The sequence below is a fragment of the Anaerospora sp. genome, assembly GCF_032013335.1.
Classification (GTDB): Bacteria; Bacillota; Negativicutes; order Sporomusales; family DSM-15969; genus Anaerospora.
On the sequence record NZ_DALZUO010000001.1, the window covers coordinates 297,435 to 314,656 of the forward strand.

General features: G+C 46.9%; 17 protein-coding genes. 16 read left to right on the plus strand and 1 reads right to left on the minus strand.

What is annotated here, in order from left to right; translation table 11 throughout:
• Positions 1-27 precede the first annotated feature (27 nt).
• Complete coding sequence (gene moaA, locus RTR76_RS01450) at positions 28-999, plus strand: GTP 3',8-cyclase MoaA (protein WP_312515835.1); 972 nt, start codon at positions 28-30, stop codon at positions 997-999.
• Positions 1,000-1,059: 60 nt separating this feature from the next.
• Here moaA and RTR76_RS01455 read toward each other — a convergent pair whose 3' ends face one another.
• Positions 1,060-1,374 (minus strand): YkuS family protein, encoded by a 315-nt coding sequence (locus RTR76_RS01455; RefSeq protein ID WP_312515838.1) that lies wholly within the window; start codon positions 1,372-1,374, stop codon positions 1,060-1,062.
• Positions 1,375-1,545: 171 nt separating this feature from the next.
• Between RTR76_RS01455 and RTR76_RS01460 the strand changes: the two genes are divergently transcribed.
• The 15 genes from RTR76_RS01460 to RTR76_RS01530 all read left to right on the plus strand — a co-directional run bounded on the left by RTR76_RS01460 (position 1,546) and on the right by RTR76_RS01530 (position 17,220).
• A complete protein-coding gene (locus tag RTR76_RS01460; protein WP_312515841.1) occupies positions 1,546-2,667 on the plus strand; it encodes a M20/M25/M40 family metallo-hydrolase in 1,122 nt (373 codons plus the stop codon).
• A gap of 653 nt (positions 2,668-3,320) precedes the next feature.
• Positions 3,321-4,148, plus strand: coding sequence for a nitrogenase iron protein (gene nifH, locus RTR76_RS01465; RefSeq protein ID WP_312515843.1), 828 nt, complete (start codon positions 3,321-3,323; stop codon positions 4,146-4,148).
• Between the two features lie 46 nt (positions 4,149-4,194).
• A complete protein-coding gene (locus RTR76_RS01470) occupies positions 4,195-4,524 on the plus strand; it encodes a P-II family nitrogen regulator (RefSeq protein ID WP_132078864.1) in 330 nt (109 codons plus the stop codon).
• A 12-nt stretch (positions 4,525-4,536) separates the two neighbouring features.
• The gene (locus RTR76_RS01475) at positions 4,537-4,944 is read left to right on the plus strand and encodes a P-II family nitrogen regulator (protein ID WP_312515846.1); all 408 of its coding nucleotides are present in this window, start codon (positions 4,537-4,539) and stop codon (positions 4,942-4,944) included.
• Between the two features lie 26 nt (positions 4,945-4,970).
• On the plus strand, positions 4,971-6,590 hold the full coding sequence (nifD, locus tag RTR76_RS01480) for a nitrogenase molybdenum-iron protein alpha chain (protein WP_312515849.1): 1,620 nt from the start codon (positions 4,971-4,973) through the stop codon (positions 6,588-6,590).
• Positions 6,584-7,972: a nitrogenase molybdenum-iron protein subunit beta gene (gene nifK / locus RTR76_RS01485; RefSeq protein ID WP_312515852.1), complete on the plus strand. Its 1,389-nt coding sequence runs from the start codon at positions 6,584-6,586 to the stop codon at positions 7,970-7,972. The genes nifD and nifK overlap by 7 nt, the downstream gene beginning before the upstream one ends.
• Before the next feature lie 112 nt (positions 7,973-8,084).
• On the plus strand, positions 8,085-9,458 hold the full coding sequence (nifE, locus tag RTR76_RS01490; protein ID WP_312515855.1) for a nitrogenase iron-molybdenum cofactor biosynthesis protein NifE: 1,374 nt from the start codon (positions 8,085-8,087) through the stop codon (positions 9,456-9,458).
• The gene (locus RTR76_RS01495; protein ID WP_312515858.1) at positions 9,436-10,809 is read left to right on the plus strand and encodes a nitrogenase component 1; all 1,374 of its coding nucleotides are present in this window, start codon (positions 9,436-9,438) and stop codon (positions 10,807-10,809) included. The genes nifE and RTR76_RS01495 overlap by 23 nt, the downstream gene beginning before the upstream one ends.
• A 20-nt stretch (positions 10,810-10,829) precedes the next feature.
• Positions 10,830-12,080 (plus strand): nitrogenase cofactor biosynthesis protein NifB, encoded by a 1,251-nt coding sequence (gene nifB, locus RTR76_RS01500; RefSeq protein ID WP_312515861.1) that lies wholly within the window; start codon positions 10,830-10,832, stop codon positions 12,078-12,080.
• Between the two features lie 27 nt (positions 12,081-12,107).
• Positions 12,108-12,416 (plus strand): 2Fe-2S ferredoxin, encoded by a 309-nt coding sequence (locus RTR76_RS01505; protein WP_312515864.1) that lies wholly within the window; start codon positions 12,108-12,110, stop codon positions 12,414-12,416.
• A gap of 18 nt (positions 12,417-12,434) precedes the next feature.
• Positions 12,435-13,073, plus strand: a complete 639-nt coding sequence (locus RTR76_RS01510; protein WP_312515867.1) for a Fe-only nitrogenase accessory AnfO family protein — start codon at positions 12,435-12,437, stop codon at positions 13,071-13,073.
• A 31-nt stretch (positions 13,074-13,104) separates the two neighbouring features.
• Positions 13,105-14,166 (plus strand): hypothetical protein, encoded by a 1,062-nt coding sequence (locus RTR76_RS01515; RefSeq protein WP_312515870.1) that lies wholly within the window; start codon positions 13,105-13,107, stop codon positions 14,164-14,166.
• Positions 14,159-14,998: a homocitrate synthase gene (locus RTR76_RS01520; protein ID WP_312515873.1), complete on the plus strand. Its 840-nt coding sequence runs from the start codon at positions 14,159-14,161 to the stop codon at positions 14,996-14,998. The genes RTR76_RS01515 and RTR76_RS01520 overlap by 8 nt, the downstream gene beginning before the upstream one ends.
• Positions 14,999-15,197: 199 nt before the next feature.
• Complete coding sequence (locus tag RTR76_RS01525; RefSeq protein WP_312515876.1) at positions 15,198-15,710, plus strand: hypothetical protein; 513 nt, start codon at positions 15,198-15,200, stop codon at positions 15,708-15,710.
• Between the two features lie 16 nt (positions 15,711-15,726).
• Positions 15,727-17,220 carry an AAA family ATPase gene (locus tag RTR76_RS01530; RefSeq protein ID WP_312515879.1) on the plus strand — a complete coding sequence of 498 codons (1,494 nt, stop codon included), beginning with the start codon at positions 15,727-15,729 and terminating at the stop codon, positions 17,218-17,220.
• The last annotated feature ends 2 nt before the right edge of the window (positions 17,221-17,222 follow it).

The window sequence follows — 17,222 nt, forward strand, 5'->3', positions numbered from 1 at the left end:
GAGGAACAATCCGGGAGAGGTGAAGAAATGACTGGATTGTACGATCGCCTAGGCCGTCATATTCATTATCTGCGGGTAGCCGTGACCGACCGGTGTAATTTTCGCTGTCAATACTGTATGCCGCCTGAGGGTGTAGAGTGGCTGGAGCATACTGATATTTTACGTTATGAGGAATTGGTGCGCCTTATTAAGGCCTTTGCCGGTCTGGGAGTAGACAAAGTACGCATAACCGGTGGTGAACCTTTAGTGCGTAAAGGCTTGCTGCCTTTTTTGCGGCAAGTTACCCGTATACCCGGCATTAAAGAAGTCGGGCTGACCACCAACGGGAGTCTATTGGAAGAATACGCTCTTTCTTTAAAGCAAGCAGGAGTCGGGCGCATCAATGTCAGTCTGGATACCTTACAGCGGGAAAGGTTTATCCGGATGACCGGCCAGGACAGGCTGGATCGGGTGCTGGCTGGCATCAAAAAGGCGCACCAGGCAGCGCTGACTCCGGTTAAAATCAATATGGTAGTTATGAAAGGCGTTAATTCTGATGAAATAGCCGACATGGCCGCTTTTGCTCTCCAAAATGATTACCAGGTGCGATTTATTGAATACATGCCTTTTAGTACGGGCCAGGATTATTTATTTACTGCCGCAGAAATGAAGCAGCAGCTTGTTGCTGCCGGTTTTACCAAGCTGGTTCCCCAACTGGGCGTAAGCTGTCCGGCGAAGATATATCATGTGCCTGAATCGCGGGGGTCTATTGGGTTCATTACGCCCGTATCGCAGCACTTCTGCAGCTCCTGTAACCGCATTCGCCTCACTCCTGACGGCTATCTGAAACCCTGCCTGCTGTCCAATGAAGAATACTCCCTGCGCGAGCGATTACGCTCAGGCGCTTCCGATCAGCAGCTGCTAGCGCAAATCAAGCAGGTCGTATGGAATAAGCCGCAGCAGCAGTATTTTTTAAAAGGGCAAAAAGGTGACCGGGGCATGTCGCGCATTGGCGGTTAAGGCCGGTGAGCCGAGAGAAATGTAAAACAGGATGATTCCCGCGAGGAGAATCATCCTGTTTTAGATTTCACGCCGCTGCAGGTAACCTTCCAGTGCAGCTTGTACCTGCTCTGGCCGCTGTCCGGTAATGTTGACCGTCAGTGCCTGCCGTTCATTCACTACACTGCAGCCAGTACCGACGGTGATATCGGCATAAGTGCAGCCGCTCAGATCGTCCATATCCGGTCGATAGCCCGCTACCAACAGGGCATCAACGCGCTGTCCTGGACTGGCAGCCTGCTGGAGAGTAATGATTTGGTACCCACACTTCTGCAAATGCTGGGCAACAGCGCCAGTAGGTGACTGGAGGGCAACTATTTTAGCTATTGTACACACCTTCTCTTATTTTTGAGGTTAGTATATACCGGTCACTGCAGGAATAATCTAGAATAATAGCTAACATATTACGAAAAGGATCAGGAACAATGGTTTTTCTTCGTCCATGCACGAAGGACAATGACGGTGCAAAACCGAATAGGTTGTTAATCGGGAACGGAGGGGATTTTTATGATTAACAAGGAAAGAATGCTGCAAGAATTTTTTGAACTGGTGCGGATTAAGTGTTCAACGAAAGACGAGCGGCAAGTAGCCGATGTGCTTAAGGCCCGGCTTGCTGAGCTGGGAGCGGTGGTAAGTGAAGATAATGCCGGTGAGAAAATCGGCGGCAACTGCGGCAACGTAATTGCCAATTGGCAGGGTAGCGTCAGTGGTGCGCCTGCTATTATGTTCAGTGCCCACATGGATTGTGTCGAGCCTTGTGCAGGGGTAGAGCCCAAACTGGAGAACGGAATAATTACTTCGGCAGGCAATACTATACTGGGCGCTGATGATAAGGCCGGTGTAGTGGCAATACTGGAAGCCATGCGGGTAATGAAAGAGCAAAATGTTCCTCATGGCGATATTCAGGTTGTTTTTACCATTGCTGAAGAAGGCGGCTTGAATGGCTCAAAAAATATTGACAAATCGCTGCTAAAATCCAGTATCGGTTTTATACTTGACTCGAGTGGAGCGCCGGGTGAAATTATTATGATGGCTCCCGGTCAAAATAAACTGGAGATTGTTGTGCAGGGTAAAACGGCTCATGCTGGTGTTGCGCCCGAAGATGGTGTAAATGCCATTATTGTTGCTGCTAAGGCAATGGCTGAGCTTAAAGATGGCCGGATTGATTTTGAAACAACGGCAAACGTGGGGAATATCAAAGGTGGCGGTGCAACCAATATTGTACCGGAGAAGGTGGCAATTGTTGCAGAAGCCCGCAGCCGCAATCTGGAAAAGCTGGCTGCGCAGACACAGCACATGGTGGAAACGTTTGAACGTGTTGCCGCTGCTAATGGGGCTAAGGCTCAGATCACCGTAACTAAAGCGTATGATCCGTTTGTGCTGACAGAGGAAATGCCGGTAGTAAAGCTCAGTAAACAGGCCATCCAGGCAATCGGTCTGGAACCGGTGCTGAAAGGGACCGGCGGCGGCAGTGATGCTAATTTCTTTAATATTTATGGGATTCCATCAGTAGTATTGGGAGTGGGAATGAACAAAGTGCACACTACTGATGAATTTATTAAAGAAGCTGATCTGTATAAGACAGGTGAACTTGTTATCTCGATTATTCGCCAGTCAGTAGATTGTTAAGCCTATTTGTGTTTTTGGTGAATACTTATGTATTAACTGAATGGATTTAATATTACGAAATTTTAACTACCTATTGCGCTAATTATGCTGTTGTGTTACACTCTGTTTAAATTAAAAAACCAATTAAGCAATGGAGCTTACAAACGGATTCTGCCGTTTGTAAGCTCCTATGTGTATACCCCGGATAATCAGGCAACGAAATGTTGGTCTAAGCATTTTAGATTATGGTCACAGGGTAAGCAATGGGGCTTATAAACGTACTTTTGTACGTCTATAAGCCCCATTGTGTTTATTAAATACTATTATTTTAGTTAAGGAGGTGAGCTGAAAAAACGGTGGTCGACGAAGGTAGTAATAGATGCTTTAACGGTATGGCAGTACTGCTTAAGCAGGTGGTAAATAAACCAGGGGCACTGGCTATTAAATTTACCCATTTTTCATTATTAGCCTACGTTTTTCTTAAGCTAAGGGGGTGGTCCATGAGTGATAAAAACAAATTCAGCACAAATGAAAGCCCCACCGATATGGCAGTACCGGTGAGGCAGGTGGCAAATTATCCAGAGGCACTGGCTTAAATTTACCTATTTTCATTATAACCTAACAATCTTATGGTTACAAGAAGGTTTAACTAGTAAAAACAGGAGGGAATACAAATGAGACAAATTGCGATATATGGTAAAGGCGGTATCGGTAAATCCACTACTACTCAAAATACGGTGGCAGCTTTAGCGGAAGCAGGTAACAAGGTAATGGTTGTTGGTTGTGACCCCAAAGCGGATTCGACACGCTTGCTGCTGAATGGCTTGTGCCAAAAAACAGTACTGGATACCTTGCGTGATGAAGGTGATGACATTGATCTGGATGATATATTAAAACCGGGCTTCGGTAATACCATGTGTGTAGAATCAGGCGGTCCTGAACCAGGTGTTGGCTGTGCAGGCCGCGGGATCATCACCTCAATTAACATGCTTGAGTCGCTGGGCGCTTATACGAGTGATCTTGATTATGTATTCTATGATGTACTGGGTGACGTTGTGTGCGGCGGCTTTGCGATGCCGATCCGTGAAGGCAAAGCCCAGGAAATTTATATCGTAGCTTCCGGTGAATTGATGGCTCTCTATGCTGCGAATAACATTGCCAAAGGCGTCAGCAAATATGCACTAACCGGCGGTGTACGTCTGGGCGGCATCATTTGCAACAGCCGTAAAGTTGACAATGAATACCCGCTTTTAAAAGCCTTTGCTGAAGAGCTGGGTTCACAGCTCATTCACTTTGTTCCACGGGATAACCTGGTACAGCGGGCTGAAATTAATAAGAAGACAGTTATTGATTATGATCCAACTTCCGGCCAGGCCGATGAATACCGTCAACTTTCAATGAGCATCAAAAATAACAAGATGTTCGTTGTTCCTAAACCAATGACACAAGACCGCTTGGAAGAATTAATGATGCAGCACGGCTTTTTAGATGCACTAGCTTAATGTTCGCTGCTGGTAAATAAAAAGATTATGTGGAGGAGTTGACCATATGTTTCTTGTGCGTGCAATGGTTAGACCGGATAAAGCGGATGAAGTAATCTATGAACTGTCCCGGGCGGGGTTTCATGCGGTAACCAAAATCGACGTTGTTGGCCGGGGCAAACAAAAAGGAATTCGCATTGGCGATATCGTCTATGACGAAATACCTAAGACACTCTTATTCATGGTTGTTGATGAAGAAAAAGACAAAGAAGATGTAATCAGCATCGTGCTCAAGACTGCCAAAACAGGTGAAAAAGGCGCTTTTGGTGACGGAAAAATATTTGTCAGTGTAGTAGAAGAGGCCTATACAATTTCAAGCGGCGCAAGCAGCCTGTAAGGGGGCAGTGAAATGAAGGAAGTTATTGCGGTTATTCGCATGAACAAGGTAAATGCTACAAAAAAGGCACTGGTCGAGGTTGGCTATCCCGGGTTTACTACCTTTAAAGTAATGGGCCGGGGCAAACTGGTTACTGATCCGGCATTGGTAGAAGACCGGAAAGTGAAACTGCTGGCGATGTCCGATCCGGAAGACCCGGAAGTTGTCGAATTGGTTACCGGCTTCTTGGATGGAACCAGATTGTTTCCCCGCAGGTTGTTTACGGTGCTAGTTCATGATGCTGATGTACCTGCAGTAGTAGCATCACTTATCAAGGTCAATAAAACCGAATATAACGTCGGTGATGGTAAAATATTTGTCCTGCCGCTTTATGAAGCAGTACGAGTCCGCACAGGTGAACGCGGTGATGAAGCTCTGTAGGAAAACAGCAAAGGAGGTTTTTTAAAATGGCATTTACAGAAGAAAAGCTGCAAGAGCTTTTGAATACATTACCCGATAAAGTAAAGAAAGCCCGGAAAAAACACATTTTGGTTAAGGATTCGTCTCAGCCTGATCAGATTATTGAAGCGAATACCCGTACTATACCAGGTATTATCACGAATCGCGGCTGTGCGTACGCCGGCTGTAAAGGCGTGGTCGTCGGTCCACTGAAGGATATGATTCATATTGTTCATGGCCCGGTAGGCTGCAGCTATTATACCTGGGGAACACGCCGCAATAAGGCAAAATCGGAAGATCCTACGCAGAATTTCATTAACTATTGCGTTACTACCGATATGCAGGAAAAGGATATCGTTTTCGGTGGTGAAAAAAAGCTGGCGAAGCTAATTGATGAAGTTGTCGATATCTTTAAGCCCAAAGCAATTAGTATCAATGCCACTTGTCCGGTTGGTTTAATCGGTGACGATATCAATGCAGTTGCCAAGGCGGCTGAAGAGCGTCATGGAGTACCGGTACTGGCATTTAGCTGTGAAGGTTATAAAGGGGTAAGTCAGTCGGCAGGTCATCACATTGCCAACAATATCCTCATGGATAAAGTCATTGGGGCAAGTGATAAGGAAGAGGCGCCCGGCCGTTATGCAATCAATGTTCTGGGTGAATATAATATTGGCGGCGATGCCTGGGAAATTGAGCGGGTGCTGAAAGATATCGGTTATACCATTGTCAGTACCATGACTGGAGACGGTTCGTATGAAGAACTGCGTCACGCTCATACGGCAGATCTTAACCTGGTACAATGTCATCGTTCCATTAACTACATTGCCGAAATGCTGGAAATCAAATATGGCACTCCCTGGGTAAAAGTAAACTTCATCGGGGTAGAAGGGATGTCTCAATCGCTGCGCGATATGGCCACCTACTTTGATGATGAAGAATTAACCCGGAAAACTGAAGAAGTCATTGCCCGTGAAGTCGCCCGTGTTCAACCCATGATTGATCAATACCGTAAAGTTTGCGAAGGAAAAACCGCGTTCTGCTTCGTTGGTGGTTCCCGTGGACATCACTACCAGGGGATGTACCGGGAGCTTGGTATTGAAACAGTACTTGCCGGCTATGAATTCGCTCATCGCGATGACTATGAGGGCCGCCACGTGATTCCCACTATTAAAACAGATGCAGATAGCAAAAATATCCCTGAGCTGCATGTTAACCGCGATGAAAAACGCTTCCGGGTAAAAGTTTCTCCTGAAAAGTTAGAAGAGCTGAAGAAAAAAATACCTCTCAGTGAATATAAAGGCATGAATTTTGATATGCAAGACGGCTATATCATCGTAGATGATCTCAATCATTACGAAACAGATGAATTTATTAAGCTGTTAAAGCCCGATATTTTTTCCTCAGGTATTAAAGATAAGTATGTAGTGCAAAAAATGGGCATTCCTGCAAAACAATTGCACTCTTATGATTACAGCGGCCCGTATGCTGGCTTTAATGGAGCGTTAAACTTTGCCCGTGATATTGCAATGAGTTTTGCTACTCCTACGTGGAACTTTATTGTACCACCGTGGCAGGATCAACCGCTGTTAGAAGGAAAAATGGCAGAAGGAGAGGGTAAGGCATGTTAGACGCAACAACAAAAGACTTAAAAGAGCGCTTAAGTGGCGGAATTATCAATCCGGCTAAAACGTGCCAGCCAATTGGCGCTATGTATGCGGCACTGGGAATTCATAAATGCCTGCCACACAGCCATGGTTCCCAAGGGTGCTGCTCCTTCCATCGTATGCATTTAACCCGTCACTTCCGTGATCCGGTTATGGCTTCTACCAGCTCTTTCACAGAAGGGTCATCCGTATTTGGCGGAGCGGCAAACTTAAAAACCTCTATTAAAAATGTATTTTCAATCTATAACCCTGATGTCATCGCTGTTCACACTACCTGTCTTACCGAAACAATTGGCGATGATGTGCCAACGATTATTCGATCCTCTGAAGTACCTGAAGGTAAAATTGTCATACATGCTAATACGCCAAGCTACCAAGGCTCTCATGTTACCGGTTTCTCTAACATGGTAAAAGGCATGGTCAGCTATTTGGCAGAAAGCACTACGTCCATTAAAAAAGAACAAATTAATCTCATCCCCGGTTTTGTTAATCCCGGCGATATGCGGGAAATCAAACGCATCACCAAGCTGATGGGAGTTAAATCAATTATGTTCCCTGATACGACGGGCGTACTTGATTCTCCCATGACAGGTAAGTTTGATATGTATCCCAAAGGCGGCACAACGATTGAAGAATTAAAGGATACAGGAAACTCAAAACTATCCATTGCACTGGGGCGGTTTGCTTCCAGTGAGGCGGCAGAGCTATTGCAGAAAAAATGCAAAGTCCCTGCCCTGGCGCTAAAGACACCGATCGGCGTAAAAGCAACAGATGATTTTGTTATGGCTCTGCGTCGGTTTGCAGTAACCGAAGTGCCTTATGAATTGGAAGAAGAACGCGGTCAATTAGTTGATATTATGACAGACACTCATTTCCACTTTCATGGCAAACGGGTAGCAATCTTTGGCGATCCAGACATTTTGACGGGCCTTACCGAATTTGTACTCAGCCTTGGGATGGTACCGGTACATGTATTGACCGGCACACCAGGTGGGGCTATCGGTTCCGGTATGGGCAGCTTTGAAGACGATGTTCGTGAAATGCTGGCTGCAGCCAATGTGAATGGTAATGCAAAAGGTAATGGCGACTTATTTACGCTCCATCAGTGGATTAAAAATGATCCTGTCGATCTCCTGATCGGCAACACGTATGGCAAATACATCGCAAGAGCCGAAGATATTCCCTTTGTACGTGTCGGCTTTCCAGTGCTTGATCGCAGCGTCCATTCTTATCTGCCCATCGTCGGTTACCGTGGCGCAATGCGCTTGATTGAAATGATCAGCAATGCTTTGCTGGACCGCCAGGACCGTGATGCTGCAGATGAAGATTTTGAATTAGTAATGTAATACCAAGGGAAAGAGGCAGCGTTGCCTAACTACGATTAGCAACGCTGCCTCTTTCCCTATCTAACCAGAAGGTTCCCATCAATCGGTAACAACCTGTGAAAGGAGTGACATCATGGATACAGCTGCCGCTATTAATGAACGCGACCCTTTTATCGCAACGAAAGGGAAACAAAAAACATCACTGAAATGCGATGCTGACAGCATTGCCGGTTGTGTCAGCCAGCGGGCGTGCGTATACTGCGGTGCCCGTGTCGTATTAAACCCCATTACAGATGCGCTGCATTTGGTGCACGGCCCGATCGGTTGTGCCAGTTATACCTGGGATATCCGGGGAAGCCTCTCAAGTGACTCCGATTTATATCGAAATAGCTTTTCCACCGATCTGCAGGAACATGACGTTATCTTCGGCGGTGAGCCCAAATTACAACGGGCGATTGATGAATTAGTGGAAAAATATCAGCCCAAAGTATTTTTTATTTATTCTACCTGTATCGTCGGAGTCATCGGTGATGATCTGGAAGCAGTCTGTAGGCAGGCAGCGGCTAAACACGGGATAGAAGTGATACCGGTGCAATCAAGCGGCTTTATCGGCAACAAGGCAGCCGGTTACCGGGCAGCCTGTGATGCACTGCTGCGTATTATCACTCCTCAGAAGCCACTGCCGCGCAAGAAATCAAGCTTAAACTATCTGGGCGACTTTAATTTGGCCGGTGAAGCGTGGATCATTCGCGGTTACCTGGAGGAAATCGGAATAGAAGTCAATGCCGTTTTTACGGGAGACTCCAACTATGAAACACTGAAGAAGGCGACAATGGCGTCGCTCAATGTGATGCAGTGTGCCGGATCAATGACGTATCTGGCTAATAAGATGCAGGAGAAGTTTGATATTCCCTATTTACGGATTTCCTTTTTGGGTATGGAAGATACAGCCGATTCACTTCGCCGCATTGCCCGGTTTTTTGGTGATACCGCTATTATCGAGAGGACAGAGCGGCTCATTGCCCGGGAACAGCAAGTGGTTCAGCCGGTCATTGATACGTATAAAGGACAGTTTAATGGCAAGAAAGCAGCCGTTTATGTAGGCGGAGGCTTTAAAGCAATCTCTCTTATCAAACAGTTTCGCGAAATTGGCATCGATGTCGTCATGGTAGGCACCCAGACCGGCCAGCAAGATGAATATGATACCATTCATGAATTAGCGGATGACGGTACCGTCATTTTGGATGATGCCAACCCTTCTGAATTGGAACGGTTTATGACCCAGCAAGGCGCTAATCTCTTAGTGGGCGGCGTTAAGGAACGACCGCTTGCCTATAAGCTGGGAATTGCCTTTGTCGATCATAATCACGACCGTAAGCATCCGCTCAGCGGTTTTGTGGGAGCTGTCAATTTTGCCAAGGAAGTTCATTCGACCCTTTGCTCACCCGTATGGGAATACATGTATGACTTTGGAGGTGATTTACATGGATCTGACAGTCAAGCATAGCAAAAATGTAAATGAAAACCCTTGTCATATGTGTATGCCGTTAGGGGCCATTCTCCCCTTTAAAGGCATTGAAGGATCAATGGTCATCATTCATGGCTCCCAGGGCTGCAGTACTTATATGCGGCGGCATATAGCCGAACATTTCAATGAGCCTATTGATGTGGGATCTTCTTCACTGAATGAAAAAGGGACTATTTACGGCGGAGAAAAGAACCTCAATCAGGCACTGGATAATATTCTCCGGGTCTATCAGCCACAGCTTGTCGGCGTGCTGACTTCCTGTCTGGCCGAAACCATCGGTGAAGATATTGAGCGTATTGCAGCTGAATATAAAATCCATAAACAGTTAAAAGACTTCCCCATCGTTCCAGTGCCTACGCCGGGCTATGGTGGGACCCATGCCGAGGGCTATCAACTAGCTGTAAAGAAAATTGTTTCGTACCTGGCAGAGCGGACACCCGCACACAACAGGCTCAATATCATTACCAGTCATATCAGTCCCGCTGATTTACGGGAGATAAAAAGACTGCTTGATATCATGCAAATCGAGTATGTATTGTGTCCGGATTTCTCTGATACGCTTGACCGGCCGATTGCCCGGCCTTATACAAAGATTCCCGCCGGAGGCACCAAAATTGCTGACATCCGGGCGATGGCCGGTGCTCCTGCTACAATTGAAATTGGCATTACCGCCGATGCGGAAAACTCGGCAGGACGCTTCTTGCAGGAAACCTTCGGTGTCCCCCTTTATACAGTTCCGATTCCCATTGGCGTTAAGAATACGGATCTTTTCTTTCAGGCCCTGTCTACCATTACCGGTAAAGCGGTTCCGGAGAGTATTATCCGGGAACGGGGGCGGCTGCTTGATGCAATGGTAGATTCTCATAAATATAATTTTGCCGGACGAAGTGTTATCTTTGGTGAACCTGAACTCGTGTATGCACTATCACAAATGTGTATCGAAAATGGCATATTTCCCGTAGTAGTAGCCTCAGGCAGCAGAACGAACCAGCTGTCAGTCTTGCTAGCTCCTGAATTTGAAAAATACCAGCACAAGGCTGCAATTTTAGCCGAGTCTGACTTTGTTCAGATCCGGCGCAAAAGCGTAGAATTGGGGGCGAACATTGCGCTTGGTCATTCTGATGGACGCTATTTGACCGAACGAGAGGGCATTCCTCTGGTACGGGTAGGCTTTCCCATCCATGACCGGGTAGGCGGACAGCGATTGCTGTCGGTAGGCTATACCGGGACCGCAGCACTAATGGACCGTATGACAAACACGCTGCTGGAAAATAAGTACAGTAAATACCGAAGCACTATGCTTGATGCTTACTATAAAGCTGCGAAATGATAGAACTTGGAGGTGAGTGTATGGGAATACCAGACTATATTGCCGAAAAAACGAGCAAACATCCTTGTTATTCAGCTGAGGCGCATACGAAGTATGCCCGGATGCATTTGCCGGTAGCTCCTGCCTGTAATATTCAATGTAATTATTGTAATCGTAAATTTGATTGTGTCCATGAAAGCCGTCCGGGTGTGACCAGCGAAATTCTGACACCTGCCGAGGCCTTGCTTAAGTTTTCTTGGGTAAAAGAACAGATCGAGCAATTAAGTGTTGTTGGTATTGCCGGACCTGGCGATGCCCTTGCTAACTGGCCGGAGACCAAAAAAGCCATTGAATTAATTAAGGCAATTGACTCGGAAATGACTTTTTGCCTCTCTACGAATGGCCTGATGCTGCCTGAATATGGCCAGGAGATTATTGATCTGGGTGTTAATCATGTAACTGTCACTTGTAATGCAATTGATCCTCAAATCGGGGCTAAGCTCTATCAATACGCCCGTTACCAAGGGGAGACGCTGACAGGAGTGGCAGCTGCACAAATTTTGCTCAAGAACCAATTAGCAGGCATTGAATTTTTGGCAAAACACGGTGTTTTAGTGAAAGTTAATATTGTTATGGTAACGGGAGTAAATGATCAGCATATACCGGAAGTAGTAAAAAAGGTAAAAGAGCTGGGTGCGTTTATCACGAATATTATGCCGCTCATCCCAGCGCCCGGCAGCAATTTTGAAAGCTTTCCGCAGACCAGCATGAAAGACATCAATGAAATGCGCAACTTGTGTCAGCTAGATATGCAGCAGATGAGGCACTGTAAGCAATGCAGGGCAGATGCTATCGGCTTGCTGGGAGAAGACCGTTCGCAGGAATTTCGCTTATCATCAATTGTACAGAAGCAGCCAGCTGCTGAAGAAGTCATTGCAAAGCCTATTAAAATTGCTGTGGCTAGTAAGTATGGCAAGCTGGTAGATTTGCATTTCGGTCATGCAACGGAATTCCGCATCTATCAAGGGGAAAATAATACTTTTGAACTGCTTGAAACGAGGCAGGTAGATAAATACTGCGCCGGTATGCAAGAGTGTGATACCGAAGAAGAACGCCGTGAGGTGATCGTCGAGTCGCTGAAGGATTGTGCAGCAGTGTTGACTATGCGTATCGGACATAGTGCGAAGGAGCGTTTGCGCAGAAAAGGCATTCAGAGTATTGAGTTTTGCGACAGTGTGGAAAATGGGCTGCGTTACACGGCAGAAGAATTGAAGATGAAAGAAGTCATGTAACAGCAAATAAACAAAGGAGATGACAAAATGAATAAACCGGAGAAACATATTTTCGTCTGTACCAGCTCCCGCCCGACGGGACAGCAAAAGGGCATGTGTCACACGAAAGAAGGTGTTGACATTATGATGAAATTTATGGAAGAGATTGAAGAGCGGGATTTAGGCGGCTCAGTCTTTATCAGCAATACCGGCTGTTTCGGAATTTGTGAAAAAGGACCGATTGTTGTTGTCTATCCGGAAAATGTTTGGTATGGAATGGTTACGGTAGAAGATGTGGAAGAGATCATGGAAAGTCACATTGAAGGCGGCAGCCCGGTTTCGCGCTTGGAGATCTAATGGAAAGGAGCTTGGCTTATGACCAGAGAAATTGCTGTCCATACGTCGCGCAGGGGCGAGACTGCTGCTATTAATGAATCGGGCACTATCCTTGTATACCGTCGGCAAATGGGAATATGGGGAGTTGAGCGGCAGTTAGTCTTTACCTTGAAGCAGGATAAAGGACTCAGGGAAATGCGCAGTCAAATGGCTGAAGTGATTGAGTTTCTCGAAAACTGCAAGATTTTTGTTGCCAGCTCCATTACCGGCGTACCTTATTATGAGCTGGAGCGAATTGGCTGTAGTGTGTGGGAGTTTGCCGGTAAACCCGTTGACTTTCTGGAATACATTATCGAAAAAGAAGACGAAGCAGTACAGGAACAACTGACGGCACAGGCTAAACCGGTAATCATCCCCATTCCCGAACATATTGGCAACGGTCATTACCGCCTGTCTATCAAAGCGGTGCAGGAAGCGGATTCGGGTGTAACAACCAAGCAAATCTTAATGCCTTTTTTGAAGAGAGGAAGCTTTTATCAACTCGAAATTATCTGCAATCATGTTCCGCCCTGGCTGGAGCTGGAGGCTATGACCGGTTCAAGCCTGGTATATGAGGCGGAAAAGATCGGACCGAGTGAAATTAAGGCTATCCTGAGGAAGCGTGTCTGTACAGAATAAAGATAATAGCGGGAAGAAAGGGGGCTCGACCATGAGTGTCAGTGTACAGTATATGGATCAAACACTGAGAGAAGGGCTGCGTAGAAAATTGCCGGCAGCAGCATTGGTACTTATGGCCCAAGAGCTGAGTGAACTCCCGGTTTCCGTTATGGATATTCCTTTTGCACAGCTACAAGAAACAAGTAAAAATTTGAGCGCTTATCAGCAGTCATTACGGGTGCAAATAAAAGCTTCCCCAGAGGAAGCAACGGCGGTTTGCCGCTGCGGTCTGTCAAAAGTGGCTATTACCTACGAACACCGGGCGGGGGAGTCGCTGCCGATAGGGCTTCAGGATGCGATTAACAAAGCACTGCAGCTCAAGCTGAAAGTGTCGCTTAATCTAAAAAATGCCTCAGCCTTATCAGTAGAAGAAATCATAGATTTGTTAATAAAACTCGAAGGTTCCCCGCTGGATTCGCTGCTGTATAGTGACAGCGGCAGTCTGCTTGATCCATTTACAACCTATGCTGCTATCAGAGACTTAAAAAATCGGATTTCTATTCTGCTGGAGTTTCATGGCTGCAATCAGTATGGGCTGGCAACAGCCAATGCTTTAAGCGCAATTCAGGCGGGGGTGGAGCGGGTTGGAACAGCGGTAGCCGGGATAGGAATTCCTGGTCAGGCGGCATTTGAAGAAGTGCTGGTGTCTGCAAAATATTTGCTGCACCAGGATACCGAACTTGTCGACCAGCTGGCAGCTCGCTGTACTGCTATATTGTCCGCTATGGACGAAGCTGCTGCAGTAGATAAAGCTGTTATTGGGGATAATATTTTTGCCCATGAATCAGGGCTGCACGTATTCGGCATTCAAAAGAATCCGCAGATATATGAACCCTTCCCGCCTGAGGCAGTAGGCTTGGACCGCTATCTAATAGTGGGTAAGCATTCAGGGACAACTTCCCTGCAAATCGTACTAGCAGAAAAAGGAATACAGGTGAGCTCAGCCGCCTTGCAGGGAATGCTGACAAAAATTCGCCAGGCCGTACTCGTCTGGAAGAGGCCGCTGCGCTCAACGGAAGTACTGGAATTGTGTGCGGTAAAGTACTATGAATAGCGGCAGCAGGCAGCTGCACCTGGTGGATACGACGCTGCGTGATGGCGAGCAGGCGGCAGGTGTCGTTTTTTCCGCCGAAGAAAAGCTGGAGATTGCCAGGGCCCTTGACCGTGCAGGGGTCGGACGAATTGAAGCAGGTACACCGGCTATGGGGACAGAGGAGCAGGAAGTCTTGCGCAGTATGTTAGCCCTGCCGCTGAGGGCAACACTTACAGCGTGGAACCGGGCAGTGGCGGACGACATTCATGCTTCGGCGGCGTGCGGGTTTTCTGTTTTGCATATTTCGGTCCCTGTATCGGACCTGCACATTGTTCATAAGATGAACAGATCCCGCGATTGGGTGCTCAATCAGCTTAAGCAGGCGCTGGATATCGCCCGTGGCTATGGCTGCGGCATATCGGTGGGAGCAGAAGATGCTTCCCGGGCCGATGATGAATTTTTTCTGACTGTTGCCGATCTGGCGGGGAACATGGGCGCACAATATATCCGCTATGCCGACACGGTAGGCTGTATGGAACCGCTTGAACTGCACAAAAAGCTGAGGATTTTGGTGAAAAGCAGTCCTTTGCCGATCGAGTTTCATGGTCATAATGATTTTGGGCTGGCTGTTGCTAATACGCTTGCCGCGGTGAATGCCGGTGTTTCGCTGGTCAGCACTACTGTTTTGGGACTGGGAGAGCGAGCCGGTAATGCAGATATGGCAATGGTGGTTCCGGCAGTGGAGCGGTTCGGGAGTGTCCGGACAGGCATTTGCAAGGAACAATTACCTGCTTTGCAGGAGCTGGTAACCAGAGCAAGTAATCGTCCGTCGTTTAGAAAACAGAAATGGTGATAAAGAGTCGTACAAAGGGGTACGGCTTTTTTCGTTTTATACGCGTTATATATATAATTGCTGAAAAACGTATATCAATTAGTTATTTGATCGTATACACTTATTCTTGCTCCTTGGCTGAAAGCAGTAAGTGCGATATAATAAATAATCAGACTGGTAAAGGAATATCTTCTGCAATCAGGCCAAAAGGAGGGACGCTATGAATGGAAAGCAATATAACTGGCTGGTAAGTGCAATTGCTATTGTAGCAACATTGGCACTTTTAGCCGGGGGACAAATGGTATGGCAGCGTTTTGCCGTCGCCCAGCCGCTTGATAAACTGTTTCAAGGCGTTGATGGAGTGGCCAAGGCTAGCTGGGAAGAAGGAAAAAAGGATGACGTTGTCCAAATATATATATCATTAGAAAATGTTAATAACCTGCAAAAAACGTATAGTGCCATTAATGATGGCGCCAAACGCATTCTAGGAACCAAACCTTTTAAAATTACGATTGAAGATAAGCGCACTCCTGAGTTGGAGCAGTTTTATTATAATGTGCATTATCACATCCAGGAAGCTGTAGTGACCGGAAACTTTGCCGTAATGGCTGAGCGCGTGCAAAAGCAGGCAGCTGAGGCCGGTGTGACAGCTAAAATCATCGTAGAAGCCAAGGTTGTCTATTTGCAGTTGGCTAAAGACGACGGTCAAATGTATGTGGTAGTGCCGCGCTAGAAGCGGAGGTTGAACTATGAATCGCATAGAAATTGGTGTAGGTGTGGCGATTGGTGCGGTTATCTTTTTTATCTGGCAAGGCGTTAATGTCATGCCGTTGTTCTTCCTGGCCGCACTGGTAGGTACGATGTATTATATGGTGAATGTCCGCGGCGGTAAGTCCTTTGCTGTGATTGGTGGCAGCAAGAGTGACGAAAAAATGATCAGCTTTGATGACATCGGTGGTCAGGATGTAGCGAAAAAAGAACTGTGCGAAGCCCTTGAGTTTATCAGGGATGTGGAAAAAATCAAAAGTCTTGGCATCAGACCGTTAAAAGGGCTGCTGCTCAACGGCCCTCCAGGGACCGGTAAAACACTGCTGGCAAAAGCAGCCGCTCAATATATTGACTCTGCCTTCGTTGCTGCCAGTGGCTCCGAGTTTGTGGAAATGTATGTTGGTGTCGGTGCTCAGCGGGTACGGCAGCTATTTAAGCAAGCCCGTGATCTGGCTAAACGCAAAGGCAAGGAAAGCGCAGTCGTCTTCATTGATGAAGTGGAAGTGCTGTGCGGCAAGCGTGGTCAGGGAGCTAATAACTTAGAATACGATCAGACGTTAAATGAGCTGCTTGTGCAAATGGATGGCCTCTCAAATGAAGATGATGTGCGGATTTTAGTAATTGGCGCTACTAACCGCCTGGATATTCTTGATCCGGCGATTATCCGCCCAGGCCGTTTTGACCGGCAGGTGAAGGTGGATCTGCCTGATAAAAAAGGCCGTTTGGCTATTCTTGAACTGCATACCAGAAATAAACCATTGGCAGAGGGTGTCACATTAGATGAATTTGCCGCTGACACCTTTGGCTTTTCCGGAGCTCATTTAGAAAGTGTGGCAAATGAAGCAGCCATTATGGCCCTTCGTGAAAACGCTGAAAAAATCAGCAGCAAGCATCTAAAAAGTGCAGTTGAGAAAGTAATAATGGGTGAAAAGCTTGACCGGCTGCCTAATCAGGCCGAAAAGTACCGGATTGCCGTTCATGAAGCTGGGCATGCCATTGTCAGCGAGTTCGTGAATGCCGGATCTGTTGCCTCGGTCAATGTGGCTTCACGGGGTAATGCACTTGGCTATGTCCGGCAGACGCAGCAGGATGATATGTACCTCTATACGGTTGATTATATTCGCGGCCGGATTGGCGTTGCTCTAGCCGGTGCGGTGGCGGAAGAATTAATCTTCGGCAATCGCAGTACCGGAGCGGGCAATGACTTTAAGCAAGCTACGGATATGGCCAAGCAGATTATATTCGGGGGCATGTCTGAGCTGGGCATTGTATCACCTGATGATGTACCGAAAGCCCTGCTCCATACTACCATTACCAGCATCCTGCAGGATGTGGAAGCCGGAGTAACCGGTATCGTTACCGATCAGCGGTCTAAGCTGGAAGCGGTAGTAGCCATTCTCCTGGAGCAGGAAAGCATTACCGGAAACGATTTTAGAGCAGTATTGACCGGTGAAAAACTGGATGAATGCGCATAACC

Excerpts from the sequence above, each read along its gene's own strand:
- nifD (WP_312515849.1), top strand. The coding sequence starts at position 4,971 with ATGGCATTTACAGAAGAAAAGCTGCAAGAGCTTTTGAATACATTACCC.
- nifK (WP_312515852.1), top strand. The coding sequence starts at position 6,584 with ATGTTAGACGCAACAACAAAAGACTTAAAAGAGCGCTTAAGTGGCGGA.
- RTR76_RS01525 (WP_312515876.1), top strand. The coding sequence starts at position 15,198 with ATGAATGGAAAGCAATATAACTGGCTGGTAAGTGCAATTGCTATTGTA.
- RTR76_RS01475 (WP_312515846.1), top strand. The coding sequence starts at position 4,537 with ATGAAGGAAGTTATTGCGGTTATTCGCATGAACAAGGTAAATGCTACA.
- RTR76_RS01520 (WP_312515873.1), top strand. The coding sequence starts at position 14,159 with ATGAATAGCGGCAGCAGGCAGCTGCACCTGGTGGATACGACGCTGCGT.
- RTR76_RS01460 (WP_312515841.1), top strand. The coding sequence starts at position 1,546 with ATGATTAACAAGGAAAGAATGCTGCAAGAATTTTTTGAACTGGTGCGG.
- nifH (WP_312515843.1), top strand. The coding sequence starts at position 3,321 with ATGAGACAAATTGCGATATATGGTAAAGGCGGTATCGGTAAATCCACT.
- RTR76_RS01505 (WP_312515864.1), top strand. The coding sequence starts at position 12,108 with ATGAATAAACCGGAGAAACATATTTTCGTCTGTACCAGCTCCCGCCCG.
- RTR76_RS01510 (WP_312515867.1), top strand. The coding sequence starts at position 12,435 with ATGACCAGAGAAATTGCTGTCCATACGTCGCGCAGGGGCGAGACTGCT.
- nifE (WP_312515855.1), top strand. The coding sequence starts at position 8,085 with ATGGATACAGCTGCCGCTATTAATGAACGCGACCCTTTTATCGCAACG.
- RTR76_RS01470 (WP_132078864.1), top strand. The coding sequence starts at position 4,195 with ATGTTTCTTGTGCGTGCAATGGTTAGACCGGATAAAGCGGATGAAGTA.
- RTR76_RS01495 (WP_312515858.1), top strand. The coding sequence starts at position 9,436 with ATGGATCTGACAGTCAAGCATAGCAAAAATGTAAATGAAAACCCTTGT.
- RTR76_RS01530 (WP_312515879.1), top strand. The coding sequence starts at position 15,727 with ATGAATCGCATAGAAATTGGTGTAGGTGTGGCGATTGGTGCGGTTATC.
- nifB (WP_312515861.1), top strand. The coding sequence starts at position 10,830 with ATGGGAATACCAGACTATATTGCCGAAAAAACGAGCAAACATCCTTGT.
- moaA (WP_312515835.1), top strand. The coding sequence starts at position 28 with ATGACTGGATTGTACGATCGCCTAGGCCGTCATATTCATTATCTGCGG.
- RTR76_RS01515 (WP_312515870.1), top strand. The coding sequence starts at position 13,105 with ATGAGTGTCAGTGTACAGTATATGGATCAAACACTGAGAGAAGGGCTG.